This is a genomic window from Pseudomonas sp. GW821-FHT02B10 (genome assembly GCF_059421865.1).
On the sequence record NZ_JBWKVU010000002.1, the window covers coordinates 120,026 to 136,319 of the forward strand.

The following is a 16,294-nucleotide window of genomic DNA, read 5'->3' on the forward strand; positions in this document are numbered from 1 at the left end:
TTGCCTTAATAAGCTGCGCTGGAGTCATCAAGTGGTCAGAGTACGCAGCAGGTTCTTGTAGTCCTCGCGGATGTCCGCGTCGGATTCCTTAAGTTCATTGATCTTGCGGCATGCGTGCAAGACCGTGGTGTGATCGCGGCCGCCGAACACATCGCCGATTTCCGGCAGGCTGTGGTTGGTCAGTTCCTTGGACAAGGCCATGGCTACCTGGCGCGGGCGCGCGACAGAACGCGAGCGACGCTTGGACAGCAGATCGGAGATCTTGATCTTGTAGTACTCGGCGACAGTGCGCTGAATGTTATCCACAGAGACCAGCTTGTCCTGCAGGGCCAGCAAGTCTTTCAGCGATTCGCGAATCAGCTCGATGGTGATATCGCGCCCCATGAAGTGCGAGTGGGCGATGACACGCTTGAGCGCACCCTCCAGCTCACGCACGTTGGAGCGAATCCGCTGGGCAATGAAGAACGCCGCATCGTGAGGCAGTTCGACTTTGGCCTGGTCGGCTTTCTTCATCAGGATCGCGACGCGGGTTTCCAGTTCCGGTGGCTCTACCGCCACCGTCAGGCCCCAGCCGAAGCGCGATTTCAGGCGTTCTTCCAGGCCTTCGATTTCCTTCGGATAGCGGTCACTGGTGAGAATCACCTGTTGGCCGCCTTCGAGCAGGGCGTTGAAGGTGTGGAAAAACTCTTCCTGGGAACGCTCCTTACGGGCGAAGAACTGGATATCGTCGATCAGCAACGCATCCACCGAACGGTAGAAGCGCTTGAATTCGTTGATCGCGTTGAGTTGCAACGCCTTGACCATGTCCGCCACGAAGCGCTCGGAATGCAGGTACACGACCTTGGCATTCGGGTTCTTCTTTAATAGGTGGTTACCCACAGCGTGCATCAAGTGGGTCTTACCCAAACCTACGCCCCCATAAAGGAAGAGCGGGTTGTAACCATGCTTGGGGTTGTCGGCTACCTGCCAGGCCGCGGCGCGGGCCAGCTGGTTGGACTTGCCTTCCACAAAGTTTTCGAAGGTAAAGGTGCGGTTCAGGTAACTGGTGTGCTTGAGCGCACCTTCCACCTGAACGGTGCGCTGTTCGGCGCGTACTGGAGCCTGCTGCGAGCTGGCCCCCGCCATCGGGTCGAAGCTGTCACGAGAGGGTTCTTCGCTGACTTCGGCGACTTTCTGGGTCGCCGGTTTGGTCGGTGCGGCCGGAGCAGGTGCTGCGACTGGGGCGGCAGCGGCAGCCTGCTGAACCTGAGAGGCAACCGCGGCGGCCAGCGGAGCATTGGGTGCCGCACGAGGAGCGGAACTGCGCTTGCTGCCTATTAATAAGGAAAGCGCCGGCGCCATGCCATTGCCATGCTCATCCAGCAGCTCGAGCACGCGGCCCAGGTACTTTTCGTTGACCCAATCGAGAACAAAACGATTCGGTGCGTATACACGCAACTCGTCGCCTTCGGCTTCGACCTGTAGCGGACGGATCCAAGTGTTGAATTGCTGGGCAGGCAGCTCATCACGCAGAAGCTCCACGCACTGCTGCCAAAGTTCCACTGACACGGATATCCCCTAAGTTGAAAGCCGGTGAGGCAAAAACAAGCCGCCATTGTAGCGACCAGACGCACACTTATCCACATGTAGGTTGATCACAGGGCACTATGAATCAACGCTTTATCCCGAAAAAACACGACCAATGGTATGTGCATAAGCTCTGTGGATAACCATGCCTGAGGGCATTGCACAACTGGGGGCGAAAATCGGTGGATAACCCGCCTGTGGATAACTAACCTTTCCACACACAGCTTTTCCGATAGCGCAGCACAGGCAGAGCACCGTTTCTCGACAGTGTTGTCATTCTCTGTACACCACGGCCTACAAGGGCTGAATGTAGTTATCCACAGACAGAGGCATCCCTAGCCTTTATAAGCTTTACAGAAAAGCTTTAAATAATTCCCTTCTTTATTTTTATATCTGGTTGACCGGGTTCTTCAGTCTTCGATGTGGACATACCCAGACAAAGGAAAAGCTGGTTGGAAATTGACCTAGAGGCTTGCTTTCTCTAGAATCGCCGATCTCTTAAAACGGGGGCCATTCCGGCCCGTTGTGGACGAACCAGGTAACACGACAATGAAACGTACTTTCCAACCAAGCACTATCAAACGCGCTCGTACCCACGGTTTCCGTGCTCGCATGGCTACCAAGAACGGTCGTGCCGTCCTGTCGCGTCGTCGCGCCAAAGGTCGTGCGCGTCTGGCAGTTTGATACTCCGGCACTGGAGGTGAGTCAGGACTTCAGTCGGGAAAAGCGTCTGCTTACCCCCCGGCATTTCAAGGCAGTCTTTGACTCCCCTACCGGCAAGGTTCCGGGGAAAAATCTCCTGCTCCTTGCGCGCAACAACGATCTGGATCATCCCCGTCTGGGGCTGGTTATCGGAAAAAAGAGCGTCAAGCTCTCCGTTGAGCGCAATCGCCTCAAACGTCTGATGCGCGAATCGTTTCGCCTGCACCAGGATGCTCTGGTCGGCTGGGACATCGTTATCGTCGCGCGCAAAGGTTTGGGCGATGTAGAAAACCCCGAATTGATTCAGCATTTCGACAAGCTCTGGAAGCGTCTGGCCCGTAACAAGCCAGCACCAGCAGCCAAACCCGAAACTGTAGGGGTAGACAGCCCGAATGCGTAAACTGGCACTCGTTCCGATCCAGTTTTATCGCTATGCCATTAGTCCTCTGATGGCCAGTCACTGTCGTTTCTACCCCAGCTGTTCCTGCTACGCGTATGAAGCCATCGAAAATCATGGCCTTCTGCGCGGTGGCTGGCTGACCTTTCGTCGTTTAGGTCGCTGTCATCCGTGGAATCCCGGTGGTTATGACCCGGTTCCACCTATCCCTACCTCCCGTTCTTCTTCGATGGCCGAGTAATCATGGATATTAAACGCACGATCCTGATCGTCGCCCTGGCAATCGTGTCCTACGTCATGGTTCTTAAGTGGAACCAGGATTATGGCCAGGCTGCCCTGCCGACTCAGAATGTTGCTGCCAACACCGCCACCCCGGCTCTACCGGATACGCCTGTTGGTAACAATGCTTCCGCCAGTGCCGATGTACCCAGCGCGAATACCGATACCAGCACCCCTACCGAAACTCCGGTAGCGGCAAGCAAAGACCTCATCCAGATAAAAACGGATGTGCTCGATCTGGCTATCGATCCTCAAGGTGGTGATATCGCCCAGCTGAAGCTGCCGCTGTATCCACGTCGCCAGGACCATCCGGAAATTCCGTTCCAGCTGTTCGATAACGGTGGCGAACGTACTTATCTGGCGCAAAGCGGCCTGACCGGTACCAACGGCCCGGATGCCCGTCCTGCCGGACGCCCGGTTTACTCGGCCGAAAAAAAGACTTATCAACTGGCTGACGGCCAGAACCAGCTGAATGTCGACCTGAAATTCAGCGATGCCGGCGTCAACTACATCAAGCGTTTCACCTTTACCCGCGGTCTGTACGATCTGAAAGTCACCTATCTGATCGACAACACCAGCGACAAGGCCTGGACTGGCAACCTGTTTGCCCAGCTCAAACGCGACGCCAGCTCCGATCCTTCTTCCAGTACCGCCACCGGTACCGCGACTTACCTGGGCGCCGCCCTGTGGACAAGTTCCGAGCCGTACAAAAAAGTGTCGATGAAAGATATCGACAAGGGCTCGCTGAAAGAAACCGTGCAAGGTGGCTGGGTTGCCTGGCTGCAACACTACTTCGTGACCGCCTGGATCCCGGCGAAGAACGAAAGCAACGTGGTGCAGACCCGCAAAGACAATCAAGGCAACTACATCATCGGTTTCACCGGCCCGGCGCTGACCGTTGCACCAGGTGCCAAGGCTGAAACCACCGCCACTCTGTACGCCGGTCCGAAAAGCCAGGCCGTGCTGAAAGAGTTGTCCCCAGGTCTGGAATTGACTGTCGACTACGGCATTCTGTGGTTCATTGCCCAGCCGATCTTCTGGCTACTGCAACATATCCACAGCATTGTGGGTAACTGGGGTTGGTCGATCATCTTCCTGACCATGCTGATCAAGGGGATCTTCTTCCCACTGTCGGCGGCCAGCTACAAATCCATGGCGCGCATGCGTGCAGTGGCGCCGAAACTGGCGGCTCTGAAAGAGCAACATGGCGACGACCGGCAGAAAATGTCGCAAGCCATGATGGAGCTGTACAAGAAAGAGAAGATCAATCCGCTGGGTGGTTGCTTGCCAATCCTCGTGCAGATGCCGGTGTTCCTGTCCTTGTACTGGGTACTCCTGGAAAGCGTGGAAATGCGCCAGGCACCGTTCATGCTGTGGATTACCGACCTGTCGATCAAGGATCCGTTCTTCATCCTGCCGATCATCATGGGCGCCACCATGTTCATCCAGCAGCAACTGAACCCGACTCCTCCGGATCCGATGCAGGCCAAGGTGATGAAAATGATGCCAATCATCTTCACCTTCTTCTTCCTGTGGTTCCCGGCGGGTCTGGTGCTGTACTGGGTTGTGAACAACTGCCTGTCGATCGCCCAACAGTGGTACATCACACGTAAGATCGAAGCGGCTACCAAGAAAGCAGCTGCCTGACCTACTCTGTGGATAACCACTCAAAGCGCCCCCTAGTGGGGCGTTTTGCTATCTGTCACTTTTGTCTGCCTCTTTATGTCTGGAGCGGGTTATGAATGTCCCTCGTGAAACCATCGCAGCCGTAGCCACCGCCCAGGGGCGCGGTGGTGTGGGCATCGTGCGTATTTCCGGACCGTTGGCCAGCATTGCCGCCAAGGCCATCAGCGGCCGCGAGCTGAAACCGCGTTACGCCCATTACGGGCCGTTTTTCAGCGATCGGAACGAGGTCCTGGATGAGGGGATCGCCCTGTATTTCCCGGGGCCGAACTCCTTTACCGGCGAAGACGTGCTGGAACTTCAGGGCCACGGCGGCCCGATCGTCCTGGATATGTTGCTGCAGCGTTGCCTGCAGCTGGGATGCCGCCTGGCCCGGCCGGGAGAATTCAGCGAGCGCGCGTTCCTCAACGACAAGCTCGACCTGGCCCAGGCCGAAGCCATCGCCGACCTGATCGAAGCCAGTTCCGCACAGGCCGCGCGCAATGCCTTGCGCTCTTTGCAGGGGGCATTCTCCAAGCGTGTGCATAACCTGACCGAGCAATTGATCGCGCTGCGCATCTACGTCGAGGCGGCCATCGATTTTCCCGAGGAAGAAATCGACTTCCTGGCCGATGGCCACGTCCTGCAGATGCTCGACGCGGTGCGTGACGAATTATCCACCGTGGTCCGCGAAGCCGGGCAGGGCGCCTTGCTACGTGACGGCATGACCGTGGTCATCGCCGGTCGGCCGAATGCCGGCAAGTCCAGCCTGCTCAATGCCCTGGCCGGACGCGAAGCGGCGATTGTGACCGAGATCGCCGGTACCACCCGGGATGTGCTGCGTGAACATATCCACATCGACGGCATGCCGTTGCACGTTGTGGATACCGCGGGGTTGCGCGATACCGAGGACCAGGTGGAAAAGATCGGTGTGGAACGTGCCCTCAAGGCCATTGGCGAGGCCGATCGCGTACTGCTGGTGGTCGACGCCACGGCGCCGGAAGCGCTGGACCCCTTTGCCTTGTGGCCAGAGTTCCTGGAACAGCGGCCGGATCCGGCGAAAGTCACGCTGATCCGCAACAAGGCCGATCTGACCAGCGAAGCGATCGCCCTGGAGGTCAGCGACGATGGCCATGTGACTATCAGCCTCAGTGCCAAGGCAGGCGGCGAGGGCCTGGAACTGCTGCGTGAGCACCTCAAGGCCTGCATGGGTTACGAACAGACTTCCGAAAGCAGCTTCAGTGCACGCAGACGTCACCTGGAAGCCCTGCACCACGCCAGCGACGCACTTGAACATGGCCGTTCGCAATTGACCCTGGCCGGTGCCGGCGAGCTGCTGGCTGAAGATCTGCGCCAAGCTCAGCAATCCCTGGGAGAAATTACCGGCGCTTTCAGCTCGGACGACCTGCTGGGCCGGATCTTCTCCAGCTTCTGCATCGGTAAATAACCCCCATCTCCCTATAGGAGCAGCCGTTCGACGGCTTGGTTGCTCGTGATGCTCATGACGGTGTTCCGCCGGCATCACGGGCAAACCCGCTCCTGAAATCCCTCGTACTCCCCATCATTTCCAAGTTTGTCGGGCGCAATTGGGCGCTCCGGCGGATTTCTTGTGGCCGCCGTTTGGTCGGACGAGCTTTTTTCTGTGGATTAAGCCCTGTGAATAACTGCCCTTAGGCTCAGTTGATAACAGGGCGTCAAAACTGAGGAAAACCCGCTCTGTGGATAAGCATCACTTTAATCCACAGGCTTACACCGGTTATCCAAAGGCCTCGTTGCTACCTAACCACAGACTTTTGAATCTCTGTACATATTGAAAACAAAGGGCTGTATGAATCTATCCACAGATAGGTCGGTGCCTAAGAATAAACATAAAAACAAAGATTTAATAAATTTCTTTCTTTTTAATTTCTATTGTCCGTGAGTCATCCACAGCTGGTTAAATTTTGTGCAAAGGGTTCTTTAGGAAGGGCGAAGACCCTATACTTGTCCGTTATCCCAAGAACCCATCCTTTTTTACCCATATAAGCAGGCACGAGGTGCGTGGTGGATTTCCCTTCCCGTTTTGAAGTGATCGTCATCGGCGGCGGTCATGCCGGTACCGAGGCAGCACTTGCATCAGCACGCATGGGGGCAAAAACCCTGTTGCTGACGCACAACGTGGAAACCCTCGGAGCAATGAGCTGCAATCCCGCGATTGGCGGGATCGGTAAAAGTCATCTGGTCAAAGAAATCGACGCCCTCGGCGGCGCGATGGCCATGGCTACCGATAAAGGTGGTATTCAGTTTCGGGTGTTGAACAGCCGTAAAGGCCCAGCCGTGCGTGCTACCCGCGCCCAGGCCGACCGTATTCTGTACAAGGCTGCTGTCCGCGAAATCCTGGAAAACCAGCCGAACCTGTGGATATTTCAACAGGCAGCGGATGACCTGATCGTCGAACAGGACCAGGTCCGCGGTGTCGTGACCCAAATGGGCCTGCGTTTCTTCGCCGAATCCGTGGTGTTGACCACCGGTACCTTCCTCGGCGGACTTATCCACATCGGGTTGCAGAATTATTCCGGCGGTCGTGCCGGTGATCCGCCGTCGATCGCTCTGGCTCGCCGTCTGCGCGAATTGCCTCTGCGTGTGGGCCGCCTGAAAACCGGTACGCCACCGCGCATCGATGGCCGGTCTGTGGATTTCTCAGTGATGACTGAGCAACCGGGCGATACGCCAATCCCGGTCATGTCTTTCCTGGGCAACAAGGAACAGCATCCGCGGCAGGTCAGTTGCTGGATTACTCATACCAATGCGCGGACTCACGAAATCATCGCGGCAAACCTCGACCGTTCGCCGATGTATTCCGATGCCGGCTCGATCGAGGGCATTGGCCCGCGCTACTGCCCGTCGATCGAAGACAAGATCCATCGCTTTGCCGACAAGGAAAGCCATCAGGTCTTCATCGAGCCGGAAGGCCTGACCACTCACGAGCTGTACCCGAACGGGATATCCACAAGCCTGCCGTTCGATGTGCAGTTGCAGATCGTGCAATCGATCCGCGGCATGGAAAACGCGCACATCGTGCGTCCCGGCTATGCCATCGAGTACGACTACTTCGATCCGCGCGACCTGAAGTACAGCCTGGAAACCAAAGTGATCGGCGGCCTGTTCTTTGCCGGCCAGATCAACGGCACCACCGGTTACGAAGAAGCCGGCGCCCAGGGTTTGCTCGCCGGTGCCAACGCCGCATTGCGCGCGCAGGGCAAAGACAGCTGGTGCCCGCGTCGCGATGAAGCCTACATCGGTGTGTTGGTCGACGACCTGATTACCCTGGGAACCCAGGAACCGTATCGGATGTTTACATCCCGTGCCGAATACCGCCTGATCCTGCGCGAAGACAATGCCGACCTGCGCCTGACTGAAAAAGGTCGGGAACTGGGCCTGGTGGACGATGTCCGTTGGGCCGCGTTCTGCAAAAAACGCGAAAGTATTGCCCTGGAAGAGCAACGCCTGAAAAGCACTTGGGTTCGTCCGGGTACCGAGCAGGGTGATGCGATCGCCGAAAAGTTCGGCACACCGCTGACCCATGAGTACAACTTGCTGAATCTGCTGAGCCGTCCGGAAATTGACTACGCTGGTCTGGTCGAAGTGACCGGGCAGGGTGCAGAAGATCCACAGGTCGCCGAGCAGGTCGAGATCAAGACCAAGTACGCCGGCTACATCGATCGCCAGCAGGACGAAATCGCCCGTCTGCGGGCCAGCGAAGACACCAAGCTGCCTGTGGATATCGACTACAGCAACATTTCCGGCCTCTCGAAAGAGATCCAGAGCAAGCTCGGCGCCACGCGTCCTGAAACCCTGGGCCAGGCTTCGCGGATTCCGGGCGTGACCCCTGCAGCGATTTCGCTGTTGATGATTCACTTGAAAAAACGCGGCGCGGGCCGTCAGTTGGAGCAAAGCGCTTGAGTTCGCAGGTCACCTCGCAACATGCAGAAGAGTTATCCACAGGTGCTCGCCAACTCGGTGTCAACCTGACAGAAGCCCAGCACGAGTTGCTGCTGGGTTATCTGGCCCTGTTGATCAAATGGAACAAGGCTTACAACCTGACCGCAGTACGCGATCCGGATGAAATGGTCTCGCGTCATCTGCTCGATAGCCTGAGCGTGATGTCGTTCATCGAAAACGGCCGCTGGCTGGACGTTGGCAGCGGCGGCGGGATGCCGGGCATTCCATTGGCTATCCTGTTTCCGGATTCGCAAGTGACCTGTCTGGACAGCAATGGCAAGAAAACCCGCTTCCTGACCCAGGTCAAACTGGAACTGAAACTGGATAACCTGCAAGTTATCCACAGTCGTGTCGAAGCTTTCCAGCCGCAGCGGCCATTCAACGGGATCATTTCCCGGGCATTCAGCAGCATGGAGAACTTCACCAACTGGACTCGCCACCTCGGCGACCGCGATACACGTTGGCTGGCAATGAAGGGCGTTCATCCCGCCGATGAGCTGGTAGCATTGCCGGCGGACTTCCACCTCGATAGCGAACACGCCCTGGCCGTACCCGGTTGCCAAGGCCAACGCCATCTGCTGATACTGCGCCGCACGGCATGATTGGGAACACAAGCAAGAATGGCTAAGGTATTCGCGATAGCGAACCAGAAAGGTGGTGTGGGCAAGACCACCACCTGCATCAACCTCGCAGCATCGCTGGTTGCTACCAAGCGCCGGGTGCTGTTGATCGATCTCGATCCACAGGGCAACGCCACCATGGGTAGCGGTGTGGATAAACATGGCCTGGAAAATTCGGTCTACGACCTGCTGATCGGCGAATGCGATCTGGCCCAGGCCATGCACTACTCCGAACACGGCGGCTATCAACTGCTGCCGGCGAACCGCGACCTGACCGCCGCGGAAGTGGTTCTGCTGGAAATGCAGATGAAGGAAAGCCGTCTGCGCAGTGCCCTGGCGCCGATCCGGGAAAACTACGATTACATTTTGATCGACTGCCCGCCGTCGCTGTCGATGCTCACGCTCAACGCCCTGGTTGCCGCCGATGGGGTCATTATCCCCATGCAGTGCGAGTACTTCGCTCTCGAAGGGCTGAGCGACCTTGTGGATAACATCAAGCGCATCTCCGAATTGCTCAATCCGAACCTCAAGGTCGAAGGCTTGCTGCGGACCATGTACGACCCGCGCCTGAGCCTGATGAACGATGTTTCTGCGCAACTCAAGGAACACTTCGGCGATCAGTTGTACGACACAGTGATCCCACGCAACATCCGTCTGGCGGAAGCCCCCAGTTATGGCATGCCGGCGTTGGTCTACGACAAACAGTCCCGCGGTGCCATCGCCTATCTGGCCCTTGCTGGCGAGATGGTTCGTCGGCAACGGAAAAATTCACGCGCAGCCGCTGCCCAGCCAACTTAAGGAATCCCCATGGCCGTCAAGAAACGAGGTCTCGGACGTGGACTGGATGCACTGTTGAGTGGTCCGACTGTCAGCTCGCTGGAAGAACAAGCGGTTCAAGCCGATGTGCGTGAGCTGCAACATTTGCCGCTAGACCTGATCCAGCGCGGCAAGTATCAGCCGCGCCGGGACATGGACCCTCAGGCGCTGGAAGAATTGGCGAGCTCGATCAAGACTCAGGGCGTGATGCAGCCAATCGTGGTGCGTCCGATCGGTTCCGGCCGTTTTGAAATCATCGCCGGCGAGCGCCGCTGGCGCGCCAGCCAGCAGGCGGGTCAGGAAACCATTCCGGCGATGGTCCGCGATGTGCCCGACGAAACCGCCATCGCCATGGCGCTGATCGAGAATATCCAGCGCGAAGATCTCAATCCCATCGAGGAAGCGGTTGCCCTGCAGCGCCTGCAGCAGGAATTCCAGCTGACTCAGCAGCAGGTTGCCGAGGCTGTGGGTAAGTCCCGCGTCACTGTAGCCAACTTGCTGCGCCTGATCGCTTTGCCTGAAGTGATCAAGACCATGCTGTCCCACGGCGACCTGGAAATGGGTCATGCCCGTGCCTTGCTGGGTTTACCGGAAAATCAACAGGTTGAAGGGGCGCGACACGTTGTCGCACGCGGCCTCACCGTACGCCAGACCGAAGCCCTGGTTCGCCAGTGGTTGAGTGGCAAACAGCAGCCTGCCGAACCTGTCAAACCCGACCCGGATATCGCGCGCCTGGAGCAACGCCTGGCCGAGCGCCTAGGCTCTGCGGTGCAGATTCGTCACGGAAAGAAAGGGAAAGGTCAGTTGGTGATCGGGTATAACTCCCTCGATGAGCTTCAAGGCGTCCTTGCACACATCCGCTGAAACATTTCCTCATGTAGCGTGCAGTCGGAAATCACTACCCGGCAGTTGAATAGGGGCTGAACCGCCCCTATACTCTGCGCGCATTTTGTCGGCACAAATTATGCCAAGTTATTGAATTCTGGCAGCCGACCCATGAGGAGCAAGAGTGATGGAAACCCGCACGCCAAACCGCTTGCCGTTCCATCGCTTGGCGGTTTTCCCGGTTTTATTGGCTCAGTTGGTCGTTTTATTGCTGGCCGCCTTGGCGCTCTGGCATTGGCATGGAGTCGTAGCCGGATACTCAGGCCTTTGTGGGGGACTGATAGCCTTGCTCCCCAATGTGTATTTCGCTCATAGGGCATTTCGGTTTTCCGGCGCCCGAGCAGCTCAAGCCATCGTCCGGTCTTTTTATGCCGGCGAGGCGGGCAAACTGATTTTGACGGCAGTGCTCTTTGCATTGACGTTCGCAGGTGTGAAGCCATTGGCGCCGCTAGCTGTATTCGGCGTCTTCGTGCTGACCCAACTGGTCAGCTGGTTCGCTCCCCTGCTTATGAGAACAAGACTTTCGAGACCTTAGGGCGTTTGAGGCAACCATGGCAGAAACAACCGCTTCGGGCTATATCCAGCACCACTTGCAGAACCTGACCTTCGGTCAGCTACCTAATGGCGGCTGGGGCTTTGCCCACACCGCAGCAGAAGCCAAAGAAATGGGCTTCTGGGCATTCCACGTCGATACTCTCGGCTGGTCTGTAGCGTTGGGTCTGATCTTCGTTCTTCTTTTCCGCATGGCGGCCAAGAAGGCAACTTCTGGTCAGCCAGGTGCTTTGCAGAACTTCGTTGAAGTATTGGTCCAGTTCGTCGATGGCAGCGTGAAAGACAGCTTCCATGGCCGTAGCCCAGTGATTGCACCGCTGGCACTGACCATCTTCGTCTGGGTGTTCCTGATGAACGCCATCGACCTGATCCCGGTCGACTGGATTCCTCAGCTGGCCATCCTGATCTCCGGCGATGCGCACATTCCTTTCCGTGCCGTGTCGACTACCGACCCGAACGCCACGCTGGCCATGGCCTTCTCGGTGTTTGCACTGATCATTTTCTACAGCATCAAGATCAAGGGCATCGGCGGCTTCATCGGCGAACTGACCCTGCACCCGTTCGGCAGCAAGAACATCTTTGTTCAAGCGCTGCTGATTCCGGTGAACTTCCTGCTTGAATTCGTGACGCTGATCGCCAAGCCAATCTCTCTGGCACTTCGTCTGTTCGGCAACATGTACGCTGGCGAACTGGTGTTCATCCTGATCGCCGTGATGTTCGGCAGCGGCCTGCTCTGGCTCAGCGGCCTGGGCGTGGTGCTGCAATGGGCGTGGGCTGTGTTCCACATCCTGATCATCACCCTGCAAGCGTTTATCTTCATGATGCTGACCATCGTCTACCTGTCGATGGCACACGAAGAGAACCATTAAGACTGGTCTCGACCAGTCTGATGTCCCTCCTGGTCAAACGGGAGGGGGCCCGTCTAGGGCACGATGAAACGATTTGTTTTACCGCTTTAATCTAAAAAACCTAAACCATACGACGTAAAAGTCGGGAGGAAAGATGGAAACTGTAGTTGGTCTAACCGCTATCGCTGTTGCACTGTTGATCGGCCTGGGCGCACTGGGTACCGCAATTGGTTTCGGCCTGTTGGGCGGCAAGTTCCTGGAAGGCGCTGCGCGTCAGCCAGAAATGGTTCCAATGCTGCAAGTTAAAATGTTCATCGTTGCCGGCCTGCTCGACGCCGTAACCATGATCGGCGTTGGTATCGCTCTGTTCTTCACCTTCGCGAACCCCTTCGTTGGTCAACTCGCTGGCTAATCACTCGAATTTTCGAGTTGATTGGTGTGATGGACAACGAACGAGCGAGGTGTTGGCGTGAACATTAATGCAACCCTGATTGGCCAGTCCGTTGCGTTCTTCATTTTTGTACTGTTTTGCATGAAGTTCGTGTGGCCTCCGGTCATCGCGGCTTTGCACGAACGTCAGAAGAAGATCGCGGATGGACTGGACGCTGCCAGCCGAGCAGCTCGCGACCTGGAACTGGCCCAAGAGAAAGCGGGTCAGCAACTGCGCGAAGCAAAAGCTCAGGCAGCCGAAATCATTGAGCAAGCCAAGAAACGCGGTAACCAGATCGTCGAAGAGGCTGTTGAAAAAGCCCGTGTCGACGCTGACCGTGTGAAGGTTCAGGCTCAGGCCGAGATCGAGCAGGAACTGAACAGTGTCAAAGACGCGCTGCGTGCCCAACTGGGTGTGCTGGCCGTTGGCGGTGCCGAGAAGATCCTGGGTGCCACAATCGATCAAAACGCGCACGCGGAGCTGGTTAACAAACTGGCTGCTGAAATTTAAGCGAGGGCGATCATGGCAGAACTGACCACGTTGGCCCGACCTTACGCTAAGGCGGCCTTCGAGCACGCTCAGGCCCACCAGCAGCTGGCCTCTTGGTCAGCCATGCTCGGCCTGGCTGCAGCAGTGTCGCAAGACGACACCATGCGGCGCGTGCTCAAGGCCCCGCGACTGACGAGCGCAGACAAGGCCGCCACGTTTATCGACGTGTGCGGCGACAAGTTCGATGCCAAGGCACAGAATTTCATCCACGTCGTTGCCGAAAACGACCGTCTCCTGCTTCTGCCGGAGATCGCCGCCCTGTTCGACCTGTACAAGGCCGAGCAAGAGAAGTCGGTAGATGTGGAAGTCACCAGTGCTTTTGCGTTGAACCAAGAACAGCAAGACAAACTCGCCAAGGTTCTCAGTGCACGACTCGACCGGGAAGTGCGCCTGCAAGTTGCGGAGGACGCTGCCCTGATTGGTGGTGTCGTCATCCGCGCCGGCGACCTGGTTATCGATGGCTCGATTCGCGGCAAAATCGCGAAACTTGCCGAAGCATTGAAATCTTGAGTTTGAAGGGGCAGCAGAGCAATGCAGCAACTCAATCCTTCCGAAATAAGTGAAATTATCAAGGGCCGCATCGAAAAGCTCGATGTGACCTCCCAAGCCCGTAACGAAGGCACTGTCGTCAGCGTTTCTGACGGTATCGTGCGGATTCACGGTCTGGCCGACGTCATGTACGGCGAGATGATCGAGTTTCCGGGCGGTGTCTACGGTATGGCACTCAACCTCGAGCAAGACTCCGTAGGTGCCGTTGTACTGGGCGCATACACGACTCTGGCTGAAGGCATGAGCGCCAAGTGCACCGGCCGCATCCTCGAAGTTCCGGTTGGTAAGGAACTGCTGGGTCGCGTAGTCGACGCACTGGGTAACCCAGTTGACGGCAAAGGTCCGCTGAACAACACCGAGACCGACGCGGTCGAGAAAGTTGCTCCAGGCGTGATCTGGCGTAAGTCGGTAGACCAGCCTGTACAGACTGGCTACAAGGCTGTCGATGCCATGATCCCTGTCGGCCGTGGCCAGCGTGAGCTGATCATCGGTGACCGTCAGATCGGTAAGACCGCTCTGGCGATCGACGCGATCATCAACCAGAAAGACAGCGGCATCTTCTGCGTATACGTGGCTATCGGTCAGAAACAATCGACCATCGCCAACGTTGTTCGCAAGCTGGAAGAAAACGGCGCTCTGGCCAACACCATCATCGTGGCTGCCAGTGCTTCCGAATCCGCTGCCCTGCAATTCCTGGCACCGTACTCCGGTTGCACCATGGGCGAATTCTTCCGTGACCGCGGTGAAGACGCGCTGATCGTTTATGACGATCTGTCCAAGCAAGCAGTGGCTTACCGCCAGATTTCCCTGCTGCTGCGCCGTCCACCAGGCCGTGAAGCTTACCCAGGCGACGTGTTCTATCTCCACTCCCGTCTGCTGGAGCGCGCATCCCGCGTTTCGGAAGAGTACGTAGAGAAGTTCACCAACGGCGCGGTAACTGGCAAGACCGGTTCCCTGACCGCACTGCCGATCATCGAAACTCAGGCTGGCGACGTTTCCGCGTTCGTTCCGACCAACGTGATTTCCATCACCGACGGTCAGATCTTCCTGGAATCGGCCATGTTCAACTCCGGCATCCGCCCGGCAGTGAACGCCGGTGTTTCGGTATCCCGTGTAGGTGGTGCCGCTCAGACCAAGATCATCAAGAAGCTGTCCGGTGGTATCCGTACCGCTCTGGCTCAGTACCGTGAACTGGCGGCATTCGCCCAGTTCGCTTCTGACCTGGACGAAGCGACCCGTAAGCAACTTGAACACGGTCAGCGCGTTACCGAGCTGATGAAGCAGAAGCAATACGCGCCTATGTCCATCGCTGACATGTCGCTGTCGCTGTATGCCGCTGAACGTGGGTTCCTGACTGACGTCGAAATCGCCAAGATCGGTAGCTTCGAACAAGCGCTGATTGCTTACTTCAACCGCGATCACGCCGATTTGATGGCGAAGATCAACGTGAAGGGTGACTTCAATGACGAAATCGACGCTGGCCTGAAAGCCGGTATCGAGAAGTTCAAGGCCACCCAAACCTGGTAAGCCGCAGCGGGGGCCGCGAGGCTCCCGCTTGCTAACCTGATAGGTGTTACATGGCAGGCGCAAAAGAGATTCGCAGTAAGATTGCGAGCATCAAAAGCACGCAAAAGATTACCAGCGCCATGGAAAAAGTGGCGGTCAGCAAAATGCGCAAGGCACAAATGCGCATGGCTGCTAGCCGTCCTTACGCGGAGCGCATCCGCCAGGTTATTGGTCATCTGGCCAACGCCAACCCGGAATATCGCCACCCGTTCATGATCGACCGCGCAATCAAGCGCGTCGGTTATATCGTGGTGAGCAGTGACCGTGGTCTGTGCGGTGGTTTGAATACCAACCTGTTCAAGGCTTTGGTCAAGGACATGGCGGTAAACCGCGAAAATGGCGTCGAGATCGATCTGTGCGTGGTAGGCAGCAAAGGTGCGGCTTTCTTCCGTAACTTCGGCGGTAACGTCGTCGCTGCAATCAGCCACCTGGGTGAAGAGCCGTCGATCAATGATCTGATCGGCAGCGTCAAGGTGATGCTGGATGCCTACCTGGACGGCCGGATTGACCGCCTGTCCGTGGTGTCCAACAAGTTCATCAACACCATGACGCAACAGCCTACGGTGGAGCAGTTGATTCCGCTGGTGGCAACCCCGGATCAAGAACTCAAGCACCACTGGGACTATCTCTACGAACCGGATGCCAAAGAGCTGCTTGACGGCTTGATGGTTCGCTACGTGGAGTCGCAGGTCTACCAGGCGGTGGTCGAGAACAACGCGGCTGAACAAGCTGCGCGGATGATCGCGATGAAGAACGCTACCGACAACGCCGGTGATTTGATCAGCGATTTGCAGCTGATCTACAACAAGGCGCGTCAGGCTGCGATCACCCAAGAGATCTCGGAAATCGTCGGCGGCGCTGCCGCGGTTTAACGGTTCAAATATTCAGAGGA

Annotated in this window: 17 protein-coding genes; 16 read left to right on the forward strand and 1 reads right to left on the reverse strand. The window is 57.1% G+C overall.

The window, feature by feature from the left end; all coding sequences use genetic code 11:
- Window positions 1–27: 27 nt before the first annotated feature.
- Complete coding sequence (gene dnaA, locus AC07VU_RS04365; protein WP_023967689.1) at window positions 28–1,548, reverse strand: chromosomal replication initiator protein DnaA; 1,521 nt, start codon at window positions 1,546–1,548, stop codon at window positions 28–30.
- 567 nt (window positions 1,549–2,115) lie between these two features.
- Between dnaA and rpmH the strand changes: the two genes are divergently transcribed.
- The 16 genes from rpmH (at window position 2,116) to atpG (ending at window position 16,274) form a co-directional block, all read left to right on the forward strand.
- Entirely contained in the window at window positions 2,116–2,250 is a 135-nt protein-coding gene (rpmH, locus tag AC07VU_RS04370) for a 50S ribosomal protein L34 (RefSeq protein WP_003213577.1), read from the forward strand.
- A 16-nt stretch (window positions 2,251–2,266) separates the two neighbouring features.
- Window positions 2,267–2,668: a ribonuclease P protein component gene (gene rnpA / locus AC07VU_RS04375; RefSeq protein ID WP_009041465.1), complete on the forward strand. Its 402-nt coding sequence runs from the start codon at window positions 2,267–2,269 to the stop codon at window positions 2,666–2,668.
- Complete coding sequence (gene yidD / locus AC07VU_RS04380) at window positions 2,661–2,906, forward strand: membrane protein insertion efficiency factor YidD (RefSeq protein WP_010465488.1); 246 nt, start codon at window positions 2,661–2,663, stop codon at window positions 2,904–2,906. The genes rnpA and yidD overlap by 8 nt, the downstream gene beginning before the upstream one ends.
- Before the next feature lie 2 nt (window positions 2,907–2,908).
- Window positions 2,909–4,591 (forward strand): membrane protein insertase YidC, encoded by a 1,683-nt coding sequence (gene yidC, locus AC07VU_RS04385; RefSeq protein WP_274305116.1) that lies wholly within the window; start codon window positions 2,909–2,911, stop codon window positions 4,589–4,591.
- A gap of 91 nt (window positions 4,592–4,682) precedes the next feature.
- Window positions 4,683–6,053: a tRNA uridine-5-carboxymethylaminomethyl(34) synthesis GTPase MnmE gene (gene mnmE, locus AC07VU_RS04390; protein WP_274305115.1), complete on the forward strand. Its 1,371-nt coding sequence runs from the start codon at window positions 4,683–4,685 to the stop codon at window positions 6,051–6,053.
- Between the two features lie 596 nt (window positions 6,054–6,649).
- Window positions 6,650–8,548 (forward strand): tRNA uridine-5-carboxymethylaminomethyl(34) synthesis enzyme MnmG, encoded by a 1,899-nt coding sequence (mnmG, locus tag AC07VU_RS04395; protein WP_274305114.1) that lies wholly within the window; start codon window positions 6,650–6,652, stop codon window positions 8,546–8,548.
- Window positions 8,545–9,189: a 16S rRNA (guanine(527)-N(7))-methyltransferase RsmG gene (gene rsmG, locus AC07VU_RS04400; RefSeq protein ID WP_009041463.1), complete on the forward strand. Its 645-nt coding sequence runs from the start codon at window positions 8,545–8,547 to the stop codon at window positions 9,187–9,189. Before mnmG ends, rsmG begins: the two co-directional genes overlap by 4 nt.
- An 18-nt stretch (window positions 9,190–9,207) precedes the next feature.
- Complete coding sequence (locus AC07VU_RS04405; RefSeq protein ID WP_007924494.1) at window positions 9,208–10,005, forward strand: ParA family protein; 798 nt, start codon at window positions 9,208–9,210, stop codon at window positions 10,003–10,005.
- A gap of 9 nt (window positions 10,006–10,014) precedes the next feature.
- On the forward strand, window positions 10,015–10,887 hold the full coding sequence (locus AC07VU_RS04410) for a ParB/RepB/Spo0J family partition protein (RefSeq protein ID WP_007924496.1): 873 nt from the start codon (window positions 10,015–10,017) through the stop codon (window positions 10,885–10,887).
- 148 nt (window positions 10,888–11,035) lie between these two features.
- Window positions 11,036–11,443, forward strand: a complete 408-nt coding sequence (locus tag AC07VU_RS04415) for a F0F1 ATP synthase subunit I (RefSeq protein ID WP_037004398.1) — start codon at window positions 11,036–11,038, stop codon at window positions 11,441–11,443.
- A gap of 16 nt (window positions 11,444–11,459) precedes the next feature.
- Complete coding sequence (gene atpB, locus AC07VU_RS04420) at window positions 11,460–12,329, forward strand: F0F1 ATP synthase subunit A (RefSeq protein ID WP_007924498.1); 870 nt, start codon at window positions 11,460–11,462, stop codon at window positions 12,327–12,329.
- A 133-nt stretch (window positions 12,330–12,462) separates the two neighbouring features.
- Window positions 12,463–12,720 carry a F0F1 ATP synthase subunit C gene (gene atpE, locus AC07VU_RS04425; RefSeq protein ID WP_002555987.1) on the forward strand — a complete coding sequence of 86 codons (258 nt, stop codon included), beginning with the start codon at window positions 12,463–12,465 and terminating at the stop codon, window positions 12,718–12,720.
- Window positions 12,721–12,777: 57 nt separating this feature from the next.
- Window positions 12,778–13,248, forward strand: coding sequence for a F0F1 ATP synthase subunit B (locus tag AC07VU_RS04430; RefSeq protein ID WP_007924504.1), 471 nt, complete (start codon window positions 12,778–12,780; stop codon window positions 13,246–13,248).
- A gap of 12 nt (window positions 13,249–13,260) precedes the next feature.
- The gene (locus AC07VU_RS04435; RefSeq protein ID WP_007924505.1) at window positions 13,261–13,797 is read left to right on the forward strand and encodes a F0F1 ATP synthase subunit delta; all 537 of its coding nucleotides are present in this window, start codon (window positions 13,261–13,263) and stop codon (window positions 13,795–13,797) included.
- A 21-nt stretch (window positions 13,798–13,818) separates the two neighbouring features.
- Window positions 13,819–15,363: a F0F1 ATP synthase subunit alpha gene (gene atpA, locus AC07VU_RS04440; RefSeq protein WP_007924506.1), complete on the forward strand. Its 1,545-nt coding sequence runs from the start codon at window positions 13,819–13,821 to the stop codon at window positions 15,361–15,363.
- A 50-nt stretch (window positions 15,364–15,413) separates the two neighbouring features.
- Window positions 15,414–16,274, forward strand: a complete 861-nt coding sequence (gene atpG, locus AC07VU_RS04445; RefSeq protein ID WP_007924507.1) for a F0F1 ATP synthase subunit gamma — start codon at window positions 15,414–15,416, stop codon at window positions 16,272–16,274.
- The last annotated feature ends 20 nt before the right edge of the window (window positions 16,275–16,294 follow it).

Bases quoted from the DNA above. Each gene is read 5' to 3' on its own strand.
- rpmH (WP_003213577.1), top strand. From the start codon at position 2,116: ATGAAACGTACTTTCCAACCAAGCACTATCAAACGCGCTCGTACCCAC.
- yidD (WP_010465488.1), top strand. From the start codon at position 2,661: ATGCGTAAACTGGCACTCGTTCCGATCCAGTTTTATCGCTATGCCATT.
- yidC (WP_274305116.1), top strand. From the start codon at position 2,909: ATGGATATTAAACGCACGATCCTGATCGTCGCCCTGGCAATCGTGTCC.
- mnmE (WP_274305115.1), top strand. From the start codon at position 4,683: ATGAATGTCCCTCGTGAAACCATCGCAGCCGTAGCCACCGCCCAGGGG.
- AC07VU_RS04405 (WP_007924494.1), top strand. From the start codon at position 9,208: ATGGCTAAGGTATTCGCGATAGCGAACCAGAAAGGTGGTGTGGGCAAG.
- AC07VU_RS04410 (WP_007924496.1), top strand. From the start codon at position 10,015: ATGGCCGTCAAGAAACGAGGTCTCGGACGTGGACTGGATGCACTGTTG.
- AC07VU_RS04415 (WP_037004398.1), top strand. From the start codon at position 11,036: ATGGAAACCCGCACGCCAAACCGCTTGCCGTTCCATCGCTTGGCGGTT.
- atpB (WP_007924498.1), top strand. From the start codon at position 11,460: ATGGCAGAAACAACCGCTTCGGGCTATATCCAGCACCACTTGCAGAAC.
- atpE (WP_002555987.1), top strand. From the start codon at position 12,463: ATGGAAACTGTAGTTGGTCTAACCGCTATCGCTGTTGCACTGTTGATC.
- AC07VU_RS04435 (WP_007924505.1), top strand. From the start codon at position 13,261: ATGGCAGAACTGACCACGTTGGCCCGACCTTACGCTAAGGCGGCCTTC.
- atpA (WP_007924506.1), top strand. From the start codon at position 13,819: ATGCAGCAACTCAATCCTTCCGAAATAAGTGAAATTATCAAGGGCCGC.
- atpG (WP_007924507.1), top strand. From the start codon at position 15,414: ATGGCAGGCGCAAAAGAGATTCGCAGTAAGATTGCGAGCATCAAAAGC.